The 20,673-nt window shown below is 73.1% G+C and carries 21 protein-coding genes; 6 read left to right on the forward strand and 15 right to left on the reverse strand.

The genetic code is table 11. The annotated features are described in order from the left end of the window. The first annotated feature begins 142 nt into the window (after positions 1–142). On the forward strand, positions 143–688 hold the full coding sequence (gene lptE, locus BMY19_RS24300) for an LPS assembly lipoprotein LptE (protein WP_056533523.1): 546 nt from the start codon (positions 143–145) through the stop codon (positions 686–688). 6 nt (positions 689–694) lie between these two features. Further along, positions 695–1,732: a DNA polymerase III subunit delta gene (holA, locus tag BMY19_RS24305; RefSeq protein WP_100253203.1), complete on the forward strand. Its 1,038-nt coding sequence runs from the start codon at positions 695–697 to the stop codon at positions 1,730–1,732. Between the two features lie 291 nt (positions 1,733–2,023). Here holA and BMY19_RS24310 read toward each other — a convergent pair whose 3' ends face one another. From BMY19_RS24310 to mnmG, 4 genes are all read right to left on the reverse strand, one after another. Next, positions 2,024–2,917: a ParB/RepB/Spo0J family partition protein gene (locus tag BMY19_RS24310; protein ID WP_026605106.1), complete on the reverse strand. Its 894-nt coding sequence runs from the start codon at positions 2,915–2,917 to the stop codon at positions 2,024–2,026. 61 nt (positions 2,918–2,978) lie between these two features. Then, complete coding sequence (locus BMY19_RS24315; protein WP_020094293.1) at positions 2,979–3,836, reverse strand: ParA family protein; 858 nt, start codon at positions 3,834–3,836, stop codon at positions 2,979–2,981. Next, a complete protein-coding gene (gene rsmG, locus BMY19_RS24320; RefSeq protein ID WP_091682698.1) occupies positions 3,833–4,468 on the reverse strand; it encodes a 16S rRNA (guanine(527)-N(7))-methyltransferase RsmG in 636 nt (211 codons plus the stop codon). Before rsmG ends, BMY19_RS24315 begins: the two co-directional genes overlap by 4 nt. After that, positions 4,465–6,366 (reverse strand): tRNA uridine-5-carboxymethylaminomethyl(34) synthesis enzyme MnmG, encoded by a 1,902-nt coding sequence (gene mnmG, locus BMY19_RS24325; protein ID WP_100253204.1) that lies wholly within the window; start codon positions 6,364–6,366, stop codon positions 4,465–4,467. The genes rsmG and mnmG overlap by 4 nt, the downstream gene beginning before the upstream one ends. A gap of 406 nt (positions 6,367–6,772) precedes the next feature. On the opposite strand from mnmG, the gene BMY19_RS31030 reads away from it, so the two are divergent. Continuing rightward, positions 6,773–6,922 carry a hypothetical protein gene (locus BMY19_RS31030; RefSeq protein ID WP_020094296.1) on the forward strand — a complete coding sequence of 50 codons (150 nt, stop codon included), beginning with the start codon at positions 6,773–6,775 and terminating at the stop codon, positions 6,920–6,922. A gap of 136 nt (positions 6,923–7,058) precedes the next feature. On the opposite strand, the gene BMY19_RS24330 is transcribed toward BMY19_RS31030, so the two are convergent. Together BMY19_RS24330 and BMY19_RS24335 are read right to left on the reverse strand one after the other, a co-directional pair. Then, positions 7,059–7,280, reverse strand: a complete 222-nt coding sequence (locus tag BMY19_RS24330) for a heavy-metal-associated domain-containing protein (RefSeq protein ID WP_026605107.1) — start codon at positions 7,278–7,280, stop codon at positions 7,059–7,061. Between the two features lie 68 nt (positions 7,281–7,348). Then, positions 7,349–8,221, reverse strand: coding sequence for a MipA/OmpV family protein (locus tag BMY19_RS24335; protein WP_244492316.1), 873 nt, complete (start codon positions 8,219–8,221; stop codon positions 7,349–7,351). 240 nt (positions 8,222–8,461) lie between these two features. Between BMY19_RS24335 and BMY19_RS24340 the strand changes: the two genes are divergently transcribed. Next, positions 8,462–9,979: an EAL domain-containing protein gene (locus tag BMY19_RS24340; protein WP_100253205.1), complete on the forward strand. Its 1,518-nt coding sequence runs from the start codon at positions 8,462–8,464 to the stop codon at positions 9,977–9,979. Positions 9,980–10,031: 52 nt separating this feature from the next. Here the strand turns inward: BMY19_RS24340 and BMY19_RS24345 are convergent, their stop codons facing one another. The 5 genes from BMY19_RS24345 to bla form a co-directional block, all read right to left on the reverse strand. Beyond that, a complete protein-coding gene (locus BMY19_RS24345; protein WP_100253206.1) occupies positions 10,032–11,318 on the reverse strand; it encodes an OprO/OprP family phosphate-selective porin in 1,287 nt (428 codons plus the stop codon). Positions 11,319–11,435: 117 nt separating this feature from the next. Further along, a complete protein-coding gene (gene panC, locus BMY19_RS24350; RefSeq protein WP_056533511.1) occupies positions 11,436–12,284 on the reverse strand; it encodes a pantoate--beta-alanine ligase in 849 nt (282 codons plus the stop codon). Between the two features lie 96 nt (positions 12,285–12,380). After that, entirely contained in the window at positions 12,381–12,737 is a 357-nt protein-coding gene (locus BMY19_RS24355) for a hypothetical protein (RefSeq protein ID WP_100253207.1), read from the reverse strand. A gap of 78 nt (positions 12,738–12,815) precedes the next feature. Then, positions 12,816–13,325 carry an aminoacyl-tRNA deacylase gene (locus BMY19_RS24360; RefSeq protein ID WP_091682710.1) on the reverse strand — a complete coding sequence of 170 codons (510 nt, stop codon included), beginning with the start codon at positions 13,323–13,325 and terminating at the stop codon, positions 12,816–12,818. Between the two features lie 11 nt (positions 13,326–13,336). Then, positions 13,337–14,239: a class A beta-lactamase gene (bla, locus tag BMY19_RS24365; RefSeq protein ID WP_100253208.1), complete on the reverse strand. Its 903-nt coding sequence runs from the start codon at positions 14,237–14,239 to the stop codon at positions 13,337–13,339. Positions 14,240–14,361: 122 nt separating this feature from the next. Here bla and mnmE point away from each other — a divergent pair, with 122 nt between their 5' ends. Next, positions 14,362–15,687, forward strand: coding sequence for a tRNA uridine-5-carboxymethylaminomethyl(34) synthesis GTPase MnmE (gene mnmE, locus BMY19_RS24370; RefSeq protein ID WP_100253209.1), 1,326 nt, complete (start codon positions 14,362–14,364; stop codon positions 15,685–15,687). A gap of 50 nt (positions 15,688–15,737) precedes the next feature. Here mnmE and BMY19_RS24375 read toward each other — a convergent pair whose 3' ends face one another. Together BMY19_RS24375 and BMY19_RS24380 are read right to left on the reverse strand one after the other, a co-directional pair. Further along, positions 15,738–16,217, reverse strand: coding sequence for a hypothetical protein (locus BMY19_RS24375; protein ID WP_100253210.1), 480 nt, complete (start codon positions 16,215–16,217; stop codon positions 15,738–15,740). A gap of 118 nt (positions 16,218–16,335) precedes the next feature. Next, positions 16,336–17,958: an ABC-F family ATP-binding cassette domain-containing protein gene (locus tag BMY19_RS24380; protein ID WP_100253211.1), complete on the reverse strand. Its 1,623-nt coding sequence runs from the start codon at positions 17,956–17,958 to the stop codon at positions 16,336–16,338. Positions 17,959–18,150: 192 nt separating this feature from the next. Here BMY19_RS24380 and BMY19_RS24385 point away from each other — a divergent pair, with 192 nt between their 5' ends. Continuing rightward, positions 18,151–18,411: a hypothetical protein gene (locus BMY19_RS24385; protein ID WP_100253212.1), complete on the forward strand. Its 261-nt coding sequence runs from the start codon at positions 18,151–18,153 to the stop codon at positions 18,409–18,411. A 148-nt stretch (positions 18,412–18,559) separates the two neighbouring features. Here the strand turns inward: BMY19_RS24385 and BMY19_RS24390 are convergent, their stop codons facing one another. Both BMY19_RS24390 and BMY19_RS24395 read right to left on the reverse strand, forming a co-directional pair. Beyond that, entirely contained in the window at positions 18,560–19,471 is a 912-nt protein-coding gene (locus tag BMY19_RS24390; protein ID WP_100253213.1) for a KPN_02809 family neutral zinc metallopeptidase, read from the reverse strand. 155 nt (positions 19,472–19,626) lie between these two features. Beyond that, positions 19,627–20,535: a uracil-DNA glycosylase gene (locus BMY19_RS24395; RefSeq protein WP_100253214.1), complete on the reverse strand. Its 909-nt coding sequence runs from the start codon at positions 20,533–20,535 to the stop codon at positions 19,627–19,629. Between the last annotated feature and the right edge of the window lie 138 nt (positions 20,536–20,673).

A 20,673-nucleotide genomic window follows, 5' to 3' on the forward strand; every position in this document is an offset into this window, starting at 1 on the left:
GACGGCCGCGGCCTCACATTCGGAAACCGGGCGACCACGCTCTTGCCGCAGAGGAATCGTAACGTTTGCCCCGTAGCGTCGTGGCGCGGAACGCCGTGTCCGCGCTAGAACGATCCGACAGGCAGGGGCGGAACGACGGCGGATGGTGGGTTCGGGAGTTTCCATCGCGGGGCGGATCGCCCGCCTCGCCTGCGCGACCGGCCTGGCGCTGAGCCTCTCGGCCTGCTTCCGGCCGCTCTATGGGCCGACCGCCTCGGGGGAATCCGTCCAGGCCCTGCTCGCCTCGGTCCAGGTCGACGACGTCGCGATGGCTCAGGGCCAGGAGCGCCTCGGCCACTACCTGCGCAGCGAGCTGGTCTTCGACCTCGACGGGTCCGGCCACCCGGCGACCAAGCGCTACCGGCTGAAGCTCTCGGGCTCCGAGATCGTGCAGACCCCGATCGTCTCCTCCACCACCGGCCGCGCCGAGGCCGGCACCCTGGTGGCCAACATCAAGTACAGCCTGGAGGATATGGGCGGCACCAAGGTCTACACCGAGGGCGTCGCCACCTCGACCGCGACCTACGACCGCTCGGTGCAGCGCTTCGCCAGCCAGCGGGCGGCGCGGGACGCCGAGATCCGTCTGGCCAGCGTGCTGTCCGACCAGATCAAGAGCCGCCTCGCCGCCGTCCTCTCGACGAAGCCGTAACCCGACGTGACGGCGGTCAAGGCCGGCGAGATCGAGGGGCTGATCCGGCGCGGGCCCGATCCGCGCATCCCCGTCATCCTGGTCTTCGGGCCGGATACCGGTCTGGTGACCGAGCGGGCCCGGAAGCTCGCGGAGGATTTCGTCGAGGACCCGGCCGACCCGTTCGCGCTGGTGCGGATCGACGGCGACGCCCTCGCCTCCGATCCGGGCCGGCTGTGCGACGAGGCCGGGACGATGGGCCTGTTCGGCGGCCGCCGGTCGATCTGGGTCCGGCCCGGCACCCGCAACTACGCGCCGGCCGTCGAGGCCGTGCTGGGCGCGGCGGTCGCCGACGCCCGCATCGTGGTGGAGGCCGGTGACCTCGCCAAGAACAACCCGCTCCGCACCCTCTGCGAGCGCTCGCCGAAGGCGCTCGCGATTCCCTGCTACGCCGACGACGAGCGGACCCTCTCGGACCTGATCGAGCGCACCCTCCAGGAGCGCGGCCTGCGCATCGACCGCGCCGCCCGGGAGGTCCTGGCCCGCAGCCTCGGCGGCGACCGCCGGGCGAGCCTGATGGAGATCGAGAAGCTCGCCCTCTACGCCGCGGGGGAGGGGGACAGGACCGTGACCCTCGAGCACGTGGAGGCCGTCACCAGCGACGTCGCGGCGAGCGTGCTCAACACCCTGATCGACGCCGCCTTCGACGGCCGCCGCGACGCGGTGGAGCGCGACTACCGCCGCTTCCGGCACGAGGGTCTCGACCCGGGGGTGGTGCTGAGCTCGGCGCTGCGGCATGCCCTGACGCTGCTCACCACCCGCCTCGACAATCCCGACAAGACGCCCGCCATGATGGTCGCGACGTGGCGGGGCCTGCATTTCAAGCGCAGGGCCAGCATCGAGGGCCAGCTCGGTGCGTGGCCGCCCGGGACCCTCCGGCAGGCCGTGGCGGCCCTGCAGGAGGCCGTCCTCGCCTGCCGGCGGGCCGAGCCCGACCTGGCCCACGCGCTGGCCTCGGCGGCCCTCCTGCGGGTCGCCGAGGCGGGCGCGCGGCGGCGGCGCTGAGGCCGCGCCGTCGGCGGCGCGGATTGCCTTTCCCGCACCGGAGAGGGGGGTACCGCGCGACAGTCTCGGCCGGAGAGGCCCGCATGCGAGACGGCTGCGACACGACCCGACGCGGACACTGACGCGCGATGTCGGTGCTCCATCGCCCGGCCCGGACCGCCTGACCTGAGCGAGACACCACGCCCTCTACCACCGCGCGCCGCAGCCTGCTGACCGGGCCCGCGCCGGCCCCGCGCCGGGTCTTCGCCGGGCTCGCTCAGCCCGGGCCCCCGGGCTGGCCGGGACGGTTCCTCAGGCGTCCGAGACCTTGAACCGGTTGAGCAGCGCCTGCAGCTCGTCCTGGGTCTCGTAGCGGATGCGGATCTCGCCCGAATCGGCGTCCTTGGGCTTGTAGGAGACCGGGACGCCGAGGGCCCGGTGGATCCGCAGTTCCAGGTCGCGCACCGTCGCGGGACGCTCGGCCGAGAGGCGCGGGCGCCCGGGGCGCGGCGTCTCGGCCGGAGCGGCCTCCGCGGAGGCGATCGCCTCCACGTCCCGGACCGACAGGCTCTCGGCCACGACGCGCCGCGCCGTCGCCTCCGGATCGCGCACGGCCAGCAACGCGCGCGCGTGGCCGGCGGTCAGCTCGCCCGCGGTGACCCGCTCCTGCACGGACAGCGGCAGGTTGAGCAGCCGGAGCGTGTTGGCGAGATGGCTGCGGCTCTTGCCGAGGATCTCGGCCAGCTCCTTCTGTGTGTACGAGAAATCCTTCATCAGGCGCTCGTAGCCGGACGCCTCCTCGATCGCGTTGAGGTCGGTGCGCTGGACGTTCTCCAGGATGGCGAATTCCAGGGAGCCGCGGTCGTCGATCTCGACCACCACCACCGGCACCTCGTCGAGGCCGGCGCGCTGGGCGGCCCGCCAGCGCCGCTCGCCGGCCACGATCTCGAAGGTCCCGGGCACGTCGCCGATCGGGCGGACCACGATCGGCTGGATGATGCCCCGCTGGCCGATCGAGGCCGCCAGCTCGGACAGCTCCGTCTCGGCGAAGCTCCGGCGCGGGTTGCGCGGGTTGGCGCGCAGGAACTCGATCGGAACCCGGCGCTGCTCCTCGGCCTTGGCCGAGGCTTTCCCGGCCTCGTTGAAGTCACCGATCAGCGCCGCGAGCCCGCGCCCCAGTCGAGGCTTCGCCCCCTCCTCCGCCATGATCGCCACCCGTGTCACGCTCCACACTCGCCCCTCGAACCGGGAGGGGGACTCAAACCTGTCAGGCCGCGGCCGGAACCCGGCCCTCGCGCTGGATCACCTCCGAGGCGAGGCGCAGGTAGGCCTGACTGCCGGCGCATTTCAGGTCGTACAGCAGCGCCGGCTTCCCGTGCGAGGGCGCCTCGGAGATCCGGACGTTGCGGGGGATCACGGTCTCGTAGACCTTGTCGCCCATGAAGCCGCGCACGTCCGCCACGACCTGGGCGGAGAGGTTGTTGCGCGGGTCGAACATCGTCAGCACGATGCCCTGGATCGTCAGCTTCGGGTTCAGGGCGCCGCGGACCTGCTCGACGGTGCGCAGCAGCTGGCTGAGGCCCTCCAGGGCGAAGAACTCGCACTGCAGCGGCACCAGCACCGCGTCGGCGGCCGCCAGCGCGTTGATGGTCAGCAGGTTGAGCGAGGGCGGGCAGTCGATCAGCACGTAGCTGATCCGGCTGAGGCTCGGCGCCTGGGTCAGGCTCTTCAGCACGCCGCGCAGCCGGTGCGCCCGGTCGGGGAGGGTGGCCAGCTCCAGCTCCAGGCCGAGGAGGTCCATGGTCGACGGCGCCAGCGACAGCCGCGGCACGGCGGTGGGGACCACCGCCTGCGCCAGCGAGGCCTCGCCGGCCATGACCTCGTAGGTCGAGACCCGGCGCTTGGCGCGGTCGATCCCGAGACCCGTGGAGGCGTTGCCCTGCGGGTCGAGATCGACGACCAGCACGTCCTCGCCGATCGCCGCCAGGGCGGTGCCGAGGTTGATCGCCGTCGTGGTCTTGCCGACGCCGCCCTTCTGGTTGGCGAGCGCCAGAACGCGCAGGGGGCGTCGCATGGATGAATCCATGGACCTGTCGGCGGGGTCGCCGAGGATCGCTTCGCTCATCGGTGGCTCGGGGCGGCGAGGGCAGTGACGCGCACGATCCGGGCTTCGGAATCGGTCCGGCTCGGCACGAGGTCGTTAACGACTCTCCACTGCGCGCCGGCCTGGGTCAATTCGGCTTGTACGTCCCGCCCCTTCGGAAACAGGCCGGTGGTGCCCGTTTTCAACAGAGGCTCCGTCCAGGCGAGGAGCTGCGCCATCGGGGCGAGGGCGCGGGCGCAGACCACGTCGGTCCCGACGTACTCGCCGATCACCGCCTCGATGCGGGCGTTGCGCACCCGGGCCGGCGCCCCGGTGAGCCGGGCGGTCTCGGTGAGGAACGCGCACTTGCGCGCGTTGCTCTCGACGAGATCGACCCGGACGCCGCGCTCCCGTCCGGCGATGGCCAGGATCAGGCCCGGTATCCCCGCGCCGGAACCGAGATCGAGCCACGTGCGGGCCTCCGGCGCGAGGTCGAGGAGTTGCAGCGCGTCGTCGATGTGGCGGCTCCAGACCTCGGCCAGCGTCGCGGGACCGACGAGGTTCTTGATCGGTTGCCAGCGCCGCAGCTGCGCCACGTAGAGGTCGAGCCGCTCCGCTGTTTCACGTGAAACACCGGCCGCCGCCAGGATACGGGCGCGATCCGGATCGCTCATGCCGGGAGCCGGTCCGCGGGGGCCGACGCCGCGCGCGCGCCGCGCCGCGCGTGGGCGGCCAGCAGGGTGAGGGCGGCCGGCGTCACGCCCTCGATCCGCGCCGCCTGTCCGAGGGTCCCAGGGCGGACGGTCTCGAGCTTCACCCGCATCTCGTTCGAGAGGCCGCTGATCGCCGCGTAGTCCAGCCCCGCCGGCAGGCGCACGGCCTCGTCCCGGCGGAAGGCCGCGATGTCGGCGTCCTGCCGGTCGAGATAGACCGCGTAGGTCGCGTCGGTCTTCATCCGGTCGGCGATCCGCGGGGCGACCTCGGCGAGGTCCGGCCACACCGCCGCCAGGTCGGACCAGCCGATCTCAGGGTAGGCGAGGAGCTGGAAGCCGGTGCGGCGGATGCCGTCGCGGTTCAGGACAATCCCGTGGGCCGCGGCCTGGCTCGGCGTCAGGCTCACCGCGTCGAGGCGGGCGCGCGCCGCGTCGAGCGCCGCCTGCCCGGCCGCGAAATGGGCCGCCCTGTGTCCTCCGACGCAGCCCAGCGCGATCCCGCACGGCGTCAGCCGGGCGTCGGCGTTGTCGACCCGCAGGGACAGCCGGTACTCCGAGCGCGAGGTGAACATCCGGTACGGCTCGCTGACTCCCTGGGTCACGAGGTCGTCGATCATCACGCCGAGATACGACTCGGCCCGGTCGAAGCCCGCGATGCCGAGGCCGCCCGCGTGCCGGGCGGCGTTGAGGCCGGCCACCAGCCCCTGGCCGGCGGCCTCCTCGTAGCCCGTCGTGCCGTTGATCTGGCCCGCCAGGAACAGGCCCGGCAGGCTCTTCACCTGGAGGCCGACGTCGAGTTCCCGGGGGTCCACGTAATCGTACTCGATGGCGTAGCCCGGCCTCAGGATCGCGGCCCGCTCCAGCCCGGGGATCAGGCGGACGAGGTCGTGCTGCACCTCTTCGGGCAGCGCCGTGGAGATGCCGTTCGGGTAGATCGTCGGGTCGTCGAGACCTTCGGGCTCCAGGAAGATCTGGTGCCCCTCCCGGTCGCCGAAGCGCACGACCTTGTCCTCGATCGACGGGCAGTAGCGCGGGCCCCGGCTGGCGATGCCGCCGGAATACATCGGCGAGCGGTGCAGGTTGGCGCGGATCAGGTCGTGGACCGCCCGGCTCGTCCGGGTGATGCCGCAGCGGATCTGCGGCGTCGTGATCCGCTCGGTCAGCGTCGAGAACGGCACCGGCTCGGCGTCGGCCTCCTGCATCTCCAGGCCGGACCAGTCGATGGTCCGCCCGTCGAGGCGCGGGGGCGTGCCGGTCTTCAGGCGCCCGAGGCGCAGGCCGAGCCGCTCGAGGGTCCGCGCCAGACCGACCGCCGGCGCCTCGCCGACGCGGCCCGCCGGGATCTGCCGCTCACCGATATGGATCAGGCCGCGCAGGAACGTGCCGGTGGTCAGCACAACCGCGCCGCAGGCGAGGGTCCGGCCGTCGGCTAGGACGAGGCCGCGGAGGCGGCCCTCGGCGTCGAAGGCCAGGTCCTCGCAGGCGCCGGCGATGACCGTCAGCCCCTCGGTCCCGGCCACGGCCGCCTGCATGGCGGCCGCGTAGAGCTTGCGGTCGGCCTGGGTCCGGGGGCCGCGCACCGCGGGTCCCTTGCGGCGGTTGAGCAGGCGGAACTGGATGCCGGCCGCGTCGGCGACCCGACCCATCAGCCCGTCCAGGGCATCGACCTCGCGGACGAGGTGGCCCTTGCCGAGGCCGCCGATCGCCGGGTTGCAGGACATCGCCCCGATCGTCGCCGGATCGTGGGTGACCAGCGCGGTGCGCGCGCCGCAGCGCGCCGCGGCGGCGGCGGCCTCGACGCCGGCATGGCCGCCGCCGACGACCGCGACGTCGAACCGGGCGGAGGAGGGGGTGAGCATCGGGTACCGAGCAGCCTTTCGCGGACATCCCGCCGCGGGTGCGAGGAGCGCCCCGGACCGTGCACGGCGGGTGGGCGCGGGACCGGCGGATCTGCCGGGAGGTCTAAGCGCGCGAAGGCGCGCCGGTCAACGCGTCCCGCCCGCCGCAACGACGCCCCCTCCGCCGGCGCCGGCGGATCCTCTGAATGCGGTATTCAGAATGCCCGTCGCGCGAAGATCTGTCGTTCCCGCGCGCGTTGCTGTCGCGGAACCCGCGAGGACTTGGGCGTCGCGTCTTGCCAGTCTCTCCGGGCCGTGCAAATCTTGCGCCGTGACGCGATCCTGTGCGGACAACGCCGTCCGGCAGGCCCACGAGAGGGACCGTTTTCGCCGCGCCGCCGAGCGACGCGCGAGGAGGAGACTCGAGATGTCGTCGCTGACAATCGGCCTGGGCGCCGCCTGTTGCGCGGCCGGCGCCGCCGCCCATTTCCTCGACCGCACCCGGCGCAAGGAAGGCCTGTTCGGCCTCGCGGGCTTCGCCCTGCTCCTGACCGGGATGTTCCTGAGCCGCTCCTGAGGGCGGTTCCCGGGGGCGCATCGTCTCGGGCCAGGCTTCCCGGCCGAGCGTCGCGCCGGCCCGGATGACCGCACCGCGCGCGCGGACGGCCGCGCGGTGCCTCCCGCGGCCCGCGAACGCGGGACGCCGAGCCGGCTCAGCCGGTCATGGCCGTCGCGGTGTAGCCGGCCTTGGTCAGGGCCTCGGCGATGGTCAGCGCCTGCGCGTCGGTGCGGATCGCCACGCGCGCGGCGTCCCGGTCGACCTGCACGTCGGCCGCGGGATCGATCCGCTTCACCGTGCGGGTCACCGCGGCGGCGCAGCCGTCGCAGGTCATGCCCTCGACCCGCATCAGCAGGTCGGCGCGCGTCTCGTCCATCGGGGCCTCCATAACCGCTTCCCGGGGATGTCGGGGCCCGGCGGGGCGGGCGCAAGCCGGGTGTCGGCTCAGAACAGCGCCGGCATGCGGAAGGCGTAATCGATGCGCAGGCCGAACTGATACTGGTTGGGGTTGCCGAACGGGCGCCGCACCAGCGGGCTGTTGCCGGAGGCGCCCAGGATCCGGGTGTAGCCGGCATAGGCCGTGTAGGCCCAGGTCTCGCTCTGCGTGTAGGTCACGCCGCCGAGCACGCCGGCCGAGTAGAAGCTGCGCGGATCGTAGGGGGTGACGCGCCCGTTCAGCGCCGCCTCGATCGGCGAGACGCCGAAGTACTTCCGGGCGTAGCTGGCATCGCCGACATTGAGGCGCGGCCCGATGGAGAACAGGAACTTCTCCGCCGGGATCAGGTAGTCGGCCGCCACCGAGCCGACCGTTCCGTGGTGCCCGTAGACGCCCTGGCGCAGCTCGACGCGGGTCCGGATGAACGAGACCGGGTAGAACTCCGCGAACACGCCGGGCTCCACGGCGAAGCGGGCGTCGCGGAAACCGTACAGGTGGCGCCGGTCGTCGCCGTAGTAGCGCCCCGGCACGAAGCGCGCGGTCGGGCCGATGCGGAACGACTCGGTGTCGAAGAGCGAGAAACTGAACCCGTCATCCGGCGTCGAGAAGCGGCGCGGCTCGCCGACCCGGCGGATGTCGATCGACGGGTAACCGACGGCCGTGTAGTCGCTCGCGCCCGGATAGCGCGGCACGGCCTGGATCGAGCCGCTCAGCGTGACGATCCAAGTGTTGGGATCGACCATCGCGAAGGTCGGCGTGGTGCGCGGAAGATCCGCGCCGAGATCCGCGGCCCGCGGCGCCGTCGTGCCGAGGGTCGCGAGGAGCGCGCCGGCGCCGAGAACGGCGCGAAATCGGGGAGTACGCGGGGGGGCGGGCGTCATGGCCACGCTTTATGATCCTTTTTCATCCCGTCCGCATTCGCAAGCCGCGCAACCCTCCCCGGATCGCCCCGCAATCGGGTCCGCCGTGATGAATCCGCAACGTTCCAGCGGGCGCGGGCGTCACACCGCCCGGAATTAACAGGCGGCGCCGCCCCATCGCGGTCCCTGAGCCTTGCCGGGCGGGGTGCGGGCGGCCAATGATCCTGCGATTCGGTTCGCGCCCGGTGGGGATCGCTCGGGATGTCCCCCGGCGACCGGCGCGCGTTCCTGGCAGGTGTTCAGACGATGGTCCCGGTCCTCGGCCGGTACGCGGGGCTGCTGACGGTCGGCCTTCTCGGGCTCGTCGTTCTCGGGCCGCTCGCGGTGTTCCTGCCGCTCTGGAGTGCCCTGACGCTCGGCGCCGCGGCCGCCCTGGCGGGCGGTCTCGCCCTGACCCGTATCGCCACCCTCAAGGCGCGCTGCGAGAAGCTGTCCGGCGAGGTCGATCTGCTGTCCCGGCGCCTGCTCAAGGTCGAGACGGCGGCCGCCACCGCGGCGGCCCAGCCGCGGCCCGAGACCGCCGAGGCCGCCCTGCGCGCCCAGATCGAGGAACTGACCGTCGAGTTCGGGCTCCTCAGCGGGATCGTCCGCGACCTCACCACGGTCGTGAGCGCCCAGGATGCCGAGATCGCGAGCCTCAAGGCGAGGCCGGAGATCGCGCCCGCGATCGCACCCGCCGAGGCGCCCCGGCCCCTGCCCGCGGTGCCCGGCGCAGCCCTTCCGGATGCCGCAGCGGCCCCGTCGCCGCAGCCAGCGCCGGTACCGCCTCCGCAGGTTCAGGCCGCCCCGCTCGAGCAAGTCCCGCCCCGGTCTCAGCTCGCCCCGGCCCCGTCCGTCCCGGCGCGGCCGATCCCGCCGCGGCCGATCCCGCCCCGCCCCGCGATCCCCCCCGCGGACGAGGGCGCGATCGTCGCGGCCTTCGAGGGGGACGGTCTGGAGATCCACCTGCAGCCGGTGGTCACCCTGCCGCAACGCAAGGTGGTGGCCTACGAGGCGCTGGCCCGGCTGCGGATCGGCGGCCCCGGCGCGCCGCCGGCCGAGCCCGAGGTTTTCCTGCCGGTGCTGGAGCGCTACGGGCGCACCACCGAGCTCGACCGCCGCATGCTGCAGCGGGCCACGATCGTGGCGCGCCACCTCGCCCGGCGCGGCAGCGAGACCCTCCTGACCTACGGGCTGTCGCCGCTGTCGCTGTTCGAGCCCGGCCTCCTGCGCGAGCTGGCCCGCACGGCCGCCGACGATCCGGCCCTGGCCGGCCTGACCATCGCGCTGCCGCAGGAGAGCTGGCGCCGTCTCGATGCCGGCCAGCGGGGCCTGCTCGCACCCCTGCAGGGCCGGATCGGGTTCAGCCTCGACCGCCCGGACGACCTCCGCTTCGACGCCGCCGAACTCGCGGCGCTCGGCATCGGGCAGGTCAAGGTGCCGGCGGAGATGCTGCTCCGGCCCGGCGCGGGCCGCGACAGCCTGTCGGACATCGCCCTGGAGGACACCGCGCCGGCCCTGGCCCGGGCCGGGATCCGCGTCGTCGCCACGGGCGTCGCCGACGAGGCCGACGTCCCGGACCTGATCGACCTCGACGTGCCGTTCGCGCAGGGGACGGCCTTCGCGGCCCCGCGCCCGGTGCGCGCGGAGGTCCTGGCGACCCCGCCCGCCGAGGAGCCGACGCCCCCGCCGGAGCCGGAGCGGCGCCCGTTCCGGTCGGTCCTGCGCAGGGCCGTGTGAGAGCCTGTGTGAGGGGCCGTGCCCGGGCACGCTGCCGGCCCGGCGGTCCCCGTCACCAGTAGATCTGCAGGCGCGCGATCACAGTGTCGACCGTGAACGGGCGGGTGCCCAGCGTCTCGGCCTGGGCCACCCCCGGCTGCACGCGCCCGTGCACGACGTTCCCGATCAACCGGAGGTTGGGTTCGGGATACCAGCTCAGACCGAGGGTCACGTCCTGCTCCATGCCCCCGCGGAAGCCCCGGGCGTCAAGGTCGACGGCGCTGTAGCGCACCGCAAGCTCGAACACCCCGATCCCGCCCCGGGAGAATCGTTGCGCCTCCGGAACCGTCACGCCCCGGAAGGTCGCGTAAGTGGTGCCGCTCTGCGGCGTCAGCGCGTAGGCGCGGCCCTCGCCGTTGAGCACCAGGGCCGCCTCGACGTAGCCGCCCTGGAAATCGAGCGCGGTGCCGGGCTGGCCGGGACCGCGGAACGGCTGCAACGCGGCCCGGATGTACTCGCCTTGCAGCAGGAACGGGCCGCGGCGATAGGCCAGCTCGGCGCCGAGGCGCGACACGCTGGCGGCGTCGGGGAGGTCGCCGGTATCCACCAGGGGGCGCTCGAACAGGAAGGCGCCAGCGGGGCTGGAGAAGCTGAAGGCCCCGTCCGACCGGGACCGGCTGCGGAAGACCCCGGCGAGACCGAGATGCAGGGTCTCGTCCCCTTCCATGATCGGCGCGACGGTGGCGCGGGCCGCCACCGCGACACCGTCCCCGTCGATGCCGCTGCTGGCGGCGTTGCCGAAGACGCCGACCACCGCGGTCCAGGCCGCCCCATGGTGCCCGGCCGCGAAGCCGAACCGGCGCTCCGGCACGAGGGCGTTGGCCACCGAGCGCTCGGCGAACAGCGTGTCGTTGTTGCTCTGCAGCCATTCCAGGCTGAAGGGCTCCTTCATGTTGCCGAGCGTCAGGATCGTGTCCGGCAGCCCCTTCCAGGCGACCAGCGCGTCGTTGATCGGCAGCATCGGGTCGGCGAAATCGTACTGGAAGGCGATCACCCAGTCACGGCCGATCGTGAGCGTCGGCTCGATCCAGGCCCGGCGCACGGCGACGTTGTCGGGGAAGGCCTCGGGCAGGTCCGGCCGGCTGAAACCCGCCGCGCCGCCGTCGATGTGCAGCCGCCCGCCGATCCGGAGCTTCACGTCGGGGTCGGGGAAGGTGAGCGTCAACCCCTTCGCGTCGTAGCGCAGGCGCTCGCGGTAGGGGCCGGCCATCCCCTCGAACGCGTCCTCGCCGGCGCCGGCGGGGCCCGCCAGGGCGAGGGACACGGCCAGGATGGCCGGTGCGGTGCGCGTTCCGATCACGCGACCAGCAGAGAGCAGGTCGGCCGGGCGGCGCCAATCACCTGGCGCAGTGAAACCCGGAAATCCGCGCGTCGTGGCCCGGCGGCCACGACCGTCGGCGGTCGGACCGGCGCCGGCCTAGACGGCGCGATTGTCGATCAGCCGGGTCCGGCCCAGGAAGGCCGCGGCGATGACGCGGGCCGGGCCGTCGACCCGCTCCACCGGCACCAGGGTCCGGGCGTCGCAGACCGCGAGGTACTGGACGCGGAACCCCGCCGCCTCCAGCGCCGCCCGCCCGGCGGCGATCCGGCCGGCCACCGGGGTGCCGTTGCGGGAGGCGGAGGCGATCTCGGCCAGGACGGCCTGGAGCTTCGGGGCGACGGCGCGCTCCTCGGCCGAGAGGTAGCGGTTGCGCGACGACAGCGCGAGGCCGTCGGGCTCGCGCACGGTCGGCACGCCGCGGATCTCCACCGCGAGGTCGAGATCCGCCGCTACCTGCTGGAGCACGCGGAGCTGCTGGAAGTCCTTCTCGCCGAACAGGGCGACGTCCGGCCGGACCTGGTTGAGGAGCTTGGTCACCACCGTGGCGACGCCGGCGAAATGGCCGGGCCGGAACGGCCCGCACAGCCCCTCGGTCAGGCCCGCGACCTCGATCCGGGTGGCGAAGCCCGGCGGGTACATGGTCTCGGCGCCGGGCGTCCAGGCGGCGTCCGCGCCGGCCCCCGCCAGCAGGGCCAGATCCGCGTCGAGGTCGCGGGGGTAGCGGGCGAAATCCTCGTTCGGGCCGAACTGGGTCGGATTGACGAAGATGCTGGCCACGGTCCGGCGGCCGATCCGCCGCGCCTCGGCCACGAGGGCGAGGTGCCCGTCGTGCAGGGCGCCCATGGTCGGGATCAGGACGACGCGCTCGCCCGCCGCGCGCCACGCGGCCACGCATCCGCGCAGGGCTGCGAGGTCGCGGAAGGACTGGAAGGTCGACTCGGACACGGCACGGGCTCCGGGGGAGGGCAGGGCCGGTCTAGAGCATGATGCCGGGCGGTGGAATCCGGCAGTCGACGCCGGACCGAGTCGTCGCGATCGGCGTCAGGGGCAGTAGGGCAGGAGGGAGCGCCCGAAGGGGTCGTCCACGCCCAGCGGCGGCGTGAAGCCGTAGTAGCTCGGATGCCCCAGGCCGTACTCGGAGCCGACGTAGCTCGGATCGTCCGGGGCGTTGGTCGGCACGGGCACCCGCCGGGGCGTGCAGCCCACCGGCACGCGACGGGACCGGACCGCGTAGACCGGCCGACGGTCGAGGCCGTCGTTGCGCGGGAAGAAGCGGGGGCTGCCGCCCGCGCCCGCCTCGGCGCCGTAGCGGACGTCGAGATCGGCCGCCCAGCCCGGTACCGCGAGCAGCAGGACGAGTCCGAGCGCCGTCATCGCCCTGCGCGCCGTTTCCCGCATGCCGCCCCTGCACCGCCTTCGTCTCTGTCGGAAGGCGACACCGTGCGACGGCAGGGTAAACGAGTGATTACCGCGGGATTACGTCAGCGGCACGACGAGGGCGTCCAAGACGGCGGCGAGATCGCCCTCGGTCAGCCGGATCTGCAAGCCGCGGCCGCCGCCGTTGACGTGGATCTCGGCCGCCGGCTCGGTCAGGGATCCGGCGTCGATCGCGGTCGGGAAGGACCGCTTCTGTCCGAGCGGGCTGATCCCGCCGACATGGTAGCCGGTCAGCCGCTCGGCATCGGCCGGCTTGAGCATGGACGCGGCCTTGCCCGAGAAGGCGGCGGCGACCCGCTTCATCGACACCTCCCTGTCGGAGGCCACGAGCAGGCAGACTGTCCGTCCGTCCACCGACGCCATCAGGGTCTTCAGTACGCGTCCCGGGTCCACCCCGAGCGCCTCCGCGGCCTGCAGGCCGATGCGCGGCGCGTCCGGATCGTACGCGTAGACGTGGAGGCTGTACCGGATGCCGGCCTTGTCGAGGGCGAGCGTCGCGCGGGTCGTCTTGGAAGGTGTCTTGTTGGGTGTCTTGGCGGCTGTCTTCATGGTTCGTCCGGTCAGGTCGAATGGGCGCGCGCGGCGATGAGGCGGCCTATCTCCGCGTAGGCCGCCGCGCAGGTGTCGGGGGAGGCGGTCGATTCCGTGACGTAGACCGCCGCGAGGATCGGCGCGCGCCCCGGCGGCCGGAGGATCGCCACGTCGTTGACGGTGCCGTTGTCGCCGCTCCCGGTCTTGTCGCCCGCGATCCAGTCGGGCGGCAGGCCGGCTCGCAGGCGCTTCCGGCCGGTCTCGCAGGCGACCATCCAGGCCTCCAGCCGGGCGCGCGAGGCCGGCGACAGGACGGTTCCGAGGAGGACACGGCCTAGGGTCGCCCGCATGGCGTCCGGCGTGGTCGTGTCGCGCGGGTCGCCGGGCAACGCGGTGTTGAGGGTCGGCTCGGTCCGGTCGAGGCGGGTGACGGGATCGCCGGTGGTCCGCAGCCACGCGGTCAGCGCCTCGGGCCCGCCGAGATCCGCCAGGAGCAGGTTGGCGGCCGTGTTGTCGCTCCAGATCAGCGTGGCCGCGCACAGGTCCGCGACGCTCATCCGCCCGGTCCCGGCGCAGGCCTCCAGCGCCTTCCGGGTCACGGGCGCGTAGCTCAGGAGGTCCCCGGCCCCGTAGCTGACGACCCGGTCGAGGGTCTCGCGGCCGGCATCGACCCGCGCCAGGACCGCCGCCACCGCCAGCGCCTTGAAGGTGCTGCACATCGGGAAGCGCGCGTCGGCGCGGTAGGCGGCGAGGACGCGGTCCGCCGAGGCGGCCGCGATCCCGAGGCGGCCGCCGAGCCGGCGCTCGATGGCGGCCCAGTCCGGCTCGGCCTCCGCGGCGCGCGCGGACAGGACCGGGGACGCGGGGAGGGCGGCGGCGAGGGGCGCGGCGAGCAGGCCGAGGCCGACGGCGCGGCGGGTCCAGACGATCATGGCGCATCCCCGTTCGAGTTCGCGACGGCGCAAGCGAGTGCGGCGCATCGGCGCCGGGATGGTATAGGGCGACCGCGATTGTTTCACGTGAAACTCCGCCCCTCGCGCGGCCCTGTGGGACCATGACCGATACCGAAACACTCTTCGCGCCGGCCAGCGGCTTCGGCCGGGCCGCCGTCGCGGTGATCCGCATCAGCGGCCCGGCCGCGCGCGACGCGCTCGTCGCCCTGGGCGGACGCCTGCCGCCGCCCCGCCGGCTGTCGCTGCGGAGCCTCCGGGATCCCCACGACGGCACCGAGCTCGACCGGGCGCTGGTGGCGTGGTTTCCCGGGCCCGACACCTACAGCGGCGAAGATATGGGCGAGCTGCACCTGCACGGCGGCGCGGCCGTGCGGATGCGCGTCCTCGCCACCCTCGCCCGCCTCCCGGGCTGCCGGGCCGCCGAGCCCGGGGCTTTCACCCGGCGGGCCGTCCTCAACGGGCGGATGGATCTCGCCGAGGCGGAGGCCGTCGCCGACCTGATCGACGCGGAGACCGAGGGCCAGCGCCGGCAGGCCCTGCGCCAGCTCGACGGCGCGCTCAGCCGGCAGGTGGCCGCGTGGCGCGCGGAGGCGATCGACTGCCTCGCCGCCGCGGAGGCCGCGCTGGACTTCGCCGACGAGGGGGACGTGGACGATGCCGGGCTCGACGCGGCGCTGCTCGACCGCGCCGCCCGCCTGCGCGACGCGATCGCCGCGGCGCTGCGCGACGGCCAGCGCGGCGAGCGCCTGCGTGACGGGTTCATGGTGGTGCTGGCGGGGGCTCCGAACAGCGGGAAATCGACCCTGCTGAACGCGCTGAGCCGACGGGACGTGGCCATCGTGTCGGACAGCCCGGGGACGACCCGCGACGCCATCGAGGTGCGGCTCGACCTCGGCGGCCTGCCGGTCCTGCTGGTCGACACGGCCGGGCTCCGCGAGACCGCGGAGCCGATCGAGGCGGCGGGGATCCTGCGGACGCGGGCGCGGATCGACATGGCCGATCTCGTGGTGGCCCTCATGCCCCCCGGCGGCGCGGTCCCGGACCTCGGGCCGGCGCGCGGCCCGGTCCTGACCGTGCGTACCAAAGCCGATCTTTTTGCCGGCTCAGAACAGGGGGGTGATCCGGTGGACGTGACGGTCTCGGCCCGTACCGGCGCCGGCATGGACGCCCTGCTCGATGCGATCCAGGCCGCGGCCGAGGACGGTCTCGGCACCGGCGACGCGCTCATCACCCGCGCCCGGCACAGGGCCGCGCTGGAGGCCTGCATCGGCCACCTTGACCGCGTCTCGGGGAGTGCCGGCGGTCTCCCGGAGCTGGCCGCGGAGGATCTGCGGCTCGCGGTGCGGGCGCTCGGCGCGGTCGCGGGCCATGTCGGCGTCGAGGACGTCCTCGACCGGCTGTTCAGCGGGTTCTGCATCGGGAAATAGATTTAAAGCCGGCAACCAATCGGGCTGGAATCGGGCCCGACGCGGCTTCGCTACCGGGGGATCCGCAGGATCCGCGGCCGCCAGATCCCGAGCGCCACGTTCGCGGTCGCGACCGCCAGCAGGACCCAGAGGGTGCCGCGCTCGCCGGTCAGCGAGACGGCCAGCACCGCGGGGTCGACGAGGCCCGCCAGCGCGCGGACACTCTGCTCCGCCTCCTGCTTCATCGGGCCCTGGACGTAGACCAGCCCGCCCTCGAACATCAGGACGCCGGTGGCGAGCTTCACCCACGCCCATCCGGCGTTGAGGAAGGCGCGGTTCAGCGCCATCGCCAGCAGGCCCGACATCAGCGTCACCGCCAGGGCGGGCAGGAAGATCCAGGTGGCGACGGCGCCCATCGCGCCCCGCATCGCCGCGTAGCCCGTCAGGGCGGACGGCGCGGGCGACAGGCTCAGCATGACGACCAGGGACGCCATGGCGCCCAGCAGCCCCGCGGACCCCATCGTGTGGAGGAATTTCAGCAGGCGTCGCACGGCGTCTCACCCGGGCCGTTTCGGCGCAGCCTAGCGCGGGGCGTCGGGGGGCGATAGCGGCGCGCCGGTCGCAGGGCTCCCGGCCGGAACGCGGCGCCCGCGAGGACGGAGCGGACCGTCAGCTCCGCAGGCCGGGCGCTTCCTGGCCGGTGCGGGCCACGTACTCGGTGTAGCCGCCGCCGTACTGGTGGATTCCATCCGGCGTGACCTCGAGGACCCGGTTCGAGAGGGCGGCCAGGAAGTGCCGGTCGTGCGACACGAACAGCATCGTCCCCTCGTAATTGGCCAGCGCCTCGATCAGCATCTCCTTGGTGCCCATGTCGAGGTGGTTGGTCGGCTCGTCGAGCACCAGGAAGTTCGGCGGGTCGTAGAGCATCAGCGCCATGACCAGCCGGGCCTTCTCGCCGCCCGAGAGCACCCGGCAGCGCTTCTCGACGTCGTCGCCCGAGAAGCCGAAGCAGCCGGCCAGCGCCCGCAGCGATCCCTGGCCGGCCTGCGGGAAGGAATCCTCCAGGGTCTGGAACACCGTGCGGTCGCCGTCGAGCAGGTCCATGGCGTGCTGGGCGAAGTAGCCGAGCTTGACGCTGCCGCCGACCGTGACCGAGCCGTCGTCGGGCGCGGTGGTGCCGGTGACGAGCTTGAGCAGCGTCGACTTACCGGCGCCGTTGATGCCCATCACGCACCAGCGCTCCTTGCGCCGCACCGAGAAGTCGAATCCCTCGTAGATCGTGCGGCTGCCGTAGCGCTTGTTCACGCCCTTGAGCATGACGACGTCGTCGCCCGAGCGCGGCGCCGGCTGGAACTCGAAGGCCACCGATTGCCGCCGCCGGGGCGGCTCGACGCGCTCGATCTTGTCGAGCTTCTTCACCCGGCTCTGCACCTGCGCGGCGTGGGAGGCCCGGGCCTTGAAGCGCTCGATGAAGGCGATCTCCTTCGCCAGCATGGCCTGCTGGCGCTCGTACTGCGCCTGGGCCTGCGCCTCGTTGAGCTTCCGCTGGCCCTCGTAGAAGGCGTAGTCGCCCGAATAGGTGGTGAGCGCGCCGGCGTCGATCTCGATGATCTTGGTGACGATGCGGTTCATGAACTCGCGGTCGTGCGAGGTCATCAGCAGGGCGCCGTCGTAGCCCTTCAGGAACGATTCGAGCCAGATCAGGCTCTCGATGTCGAGGTGGTTCGACGGCTCGTCGAGGAGCATCACGTCCGGGCGCATCAGCAGGATGCGGGCGAGCGCCACGCGCATCTTCCAGCCGCCCGAGAGGGCGCCGACGTCGCCGTCCATCATCTCCTGGCTGAAGCTCAGCCCGTCGAGAACCTCGCGGGCCCGGCCCTCCAGGGCGTAGCCGTCGAGCTCCTCGAACCGGGCCTGGACCTCGCCGTAGCGCTCGACCAGGGCGTCCATCTCGTCGGCGCGGTCGGGGTCGGCGAGCGCCGCGCCGAGCGCGGCGAGCTCGGCCGCCACCGCGCTCACCGGGCCGGCCCCGTCCATCACCTCGGTGACGACGCTGCGCCCGGACATCTCCCCGACATCCTGGCTGAAATACCCGATCGTGATGCCCCGGTCGGCGGCGACCTGCCCCTCGTCGGGCTGCTCCTGGCCGATGATCATCCGGAACAGGGTGGTCTTGCCGGCCCCGTTCGGGCCGACCAGACCGACCTTCTCGCCGCGCTGGAGGGCGGCCGAGGCCTCGATGAAGACGAGCTGCCGCCCGTTCTGCTTGGTGATCTTGTCCAGGCGTATCATGGCGGGCGCTGTCCGGGAGGTCGCTGTCCGGAAGGTGTCCGGGAGTATCCCGGCCGCTTACGGCATCGGCCGACGCGGCGCAAAGGCAGGGTGCCGCAGTGCGGGATAACGCTTGCGTCCGGCGCAGGCCTGGGCGCATCCCGGGACCCAGGATGAGGCTCGGCCGTTGCCCTGGGCAACATGAGGATCGCGATGCTGTTCGGTTGGTGGATGACGGGCATGGACATGGCCATGCTGGGGCTGGAGGCGCAGGGCGTCATCGCGCAGCGCATGGCGATGTTCGCCCTCGGCGGCCCGGCGGCCCAGGCCGAGGCGCAGCTCATGGTGACCGAGAAGATGCTGGCCGCCGGCGAGGCGGCGCTCATGCTCGCCGCGGGCGCCTCGAACGGCAAGGTGATCCGCAGCTACCGGCGGAAGGTCCAGGCCAACGCGCGGCGGCTGAGCCAGGGGTGAGGCCCGCGCCTGCGCGCGTTCCAGCACGCCGTCATCGCGAGCGCAGCGCAGCGATCCACCGGCGGCGCAGCGGACGACGTCGCGCTGCCCCGGGTCGCTTCGCAACGCCCGCGATGACGGAGCCCGCTCGCGAAGCCCTGAGCCGGCCTCAGTTGTTGGCCGTCCGGAACGTGTCGCAGGACTTGGTCTGGCCGCTCTTGTAGCCGGCCATGAACCAGCGCTGGCGCTGGGCCGAGGAGCCATGGGTGAAGGAATCCGGCACCACGTAGCCCCGCGAGCGCTGCTGCAGCGCGTCGTCGCCGATCTGCGCGGCGGCGTTCAGCGCCTCGTCGATGTCGCCCTGCTCGAGCTCGGCGTACTTGTCGTTGGAGTTCTTGGCCCAGACGCCGGCGAGGCAGTCGGCCATCAGCTCGATCCGCACCGAGAGGGCGTTCGCCTCGGTCTTGCTGGAGGCCTGCTGCTGGCGGGCCTGGACCTTGCCGAGGATGCCGAGCACGTCCTGGACGTGGTGGCCGACCTCGTGGGCGATCACGTACGCGTAGGCGAAGTCGCCCTTCACGCCGAACTTCGAGGCCATCTCCTTGAAGAAGCCGGTGTCGAGATAGACCTTCTTGTCGAGCGGGCAGTAGAACGGGCCCATCGCGGCCTGGGCCGAGCCGCAGCCGGAGCGCGTGCCGCCGGTGTAGAGCACCAGCGTCGTCGGGGTGTACTGCTTGCCGGTCTGCTGCGGCAGGATCTGACTCCACACGTCCTCGGTGTTGCCGAGGATCTTGGAGGCGAACCGGCCGCTCTCGTCGGTCGGGGCCTGGCGCCGCTTGGCCTGGGTCTGCGGGTCGACCTGCTCCTGCTGGCCGCGGCCGCCGCCGCCGATCTGCTGGGCCCCGCCGATCAGGATCGCCGGGTTGATGCCCGTGAAGTAGCTGATGATCAGCAGCACCACGATGGTGCCGATGCCGAGCCCGCCGGCGCCGCCGCCGGGAAAGCCCATGCCGCCACCGCCGCCGCCCTCGCCCCGGCGATCCTCGACGTTGTCGGAGCTGCGTAGATCTTCCCAGCGCATGGTTGGGTCCCGCCATCGGTGCTGCGCCGGCCGCCTCGGGCGGGCCGGGATTGGCTGTGCGTCGTCGTGTCCGGCCGATGGCGCGCCAGCAGCGGGAACGAAGCTCTAATGGCGGGAGGGGAGAGCCGGTTCCGTCACTCCGGTCAAGCTCGCGGTCACGCTTTCCCGTCGAGGAGGGCGCGCAGGGACCGGAAGTCCCGCCACGCGAGGCGCTTCTGGACCGGCTGGCGCAGCAGGAAGGCCGGGTGGAGCGTGGCGAGCAGCTTCACCTCGCGGCTCGGCAACTTGTACGGGAAGAGGCGGCCTCGGGTCCGCAGGATGCCGTCCTTGGTGCCGGTCAGCGTCTGGGTCGCGGGCGCGCCGAGGCAGACGATGATGTCCGGGTCGACGAGCTCGATCTGGCGCTCCACGAACGGCCGGCACACCGCCACCTCCTGGGGGGTCGGGTTGCGGTTGCCGGGCGGCCGCCAGGGCACGATGTTTCCGATATAGGCGCTCGTCCGGTCGAGCCCGACCGCCTTCATCATCTTGTCGAGGAGCTGGCCCGAGCGGCCCATGAACGGCTTGCCGATCCGGTCCTCGTCGGCGCCGGGCGCCTCGCCGAGAAACATCACCCGCGCCTCGGGATTGCCGTCGGCGAAGACGAGGTTCTTCGCCGTGAACCGCAGCGGGCAGGCGTCGAAATCCGCGAGAATCCGCTCGAGTTCGTCGAGGGACTTGGCCTGCCCCGCCCGGGCGCGGGCGTCGCTCGCGGCCTCGTCGGGCTGGGCGCTGGCGGCGCGGCCGAAGGTGCGCGGCGCCGCGGTGGGCGCGGCCGTGCCCGGGGGCGCCGATCCGGGGGGCGGCACGAGCGTGTTGGCGACCGGGCTGACCGGCGGCTGCTCGGCGGCCCGGGGGGGCGCCCGGCGCGGCGCGCGCAGGGTAGGCGCGGGCGTGTCGGCCTCGTTGAAGCGGTCGTGCGGCTGCTCGTCGAGCGCCGCGTCGGCCCCGGCCTCCACGTGGAAGTCGAGATAGGCGATCAGGTCGGCTTGCGCGTCGGTGGGGCTCGGCATGGGACTCAGCATGTGGGATCGCCGGGGCCTGTGGACAACTCGCCGAATCGGTCAGGGTGGCAAGGACTTGCGTGACCGAACAGCGCGGCGCGGCGCAGCGCTGTGACGCCGTCCCCTGCGGCAAAGGGAACTTTGCCTTGAGCTTGAGCG

The sequence above is a fragment of the Methylobacterium sp. UNC300MFChir4.1 genome, assembly GCF_900110155.1.
In the GTDB taxonomy this organism is placed as follows: domain Bacteria; phylum Pseudomonadota; class Alphaproteobacteria; order Rhizobiales; family Beijerinckiaceae; genus Methylobacterium.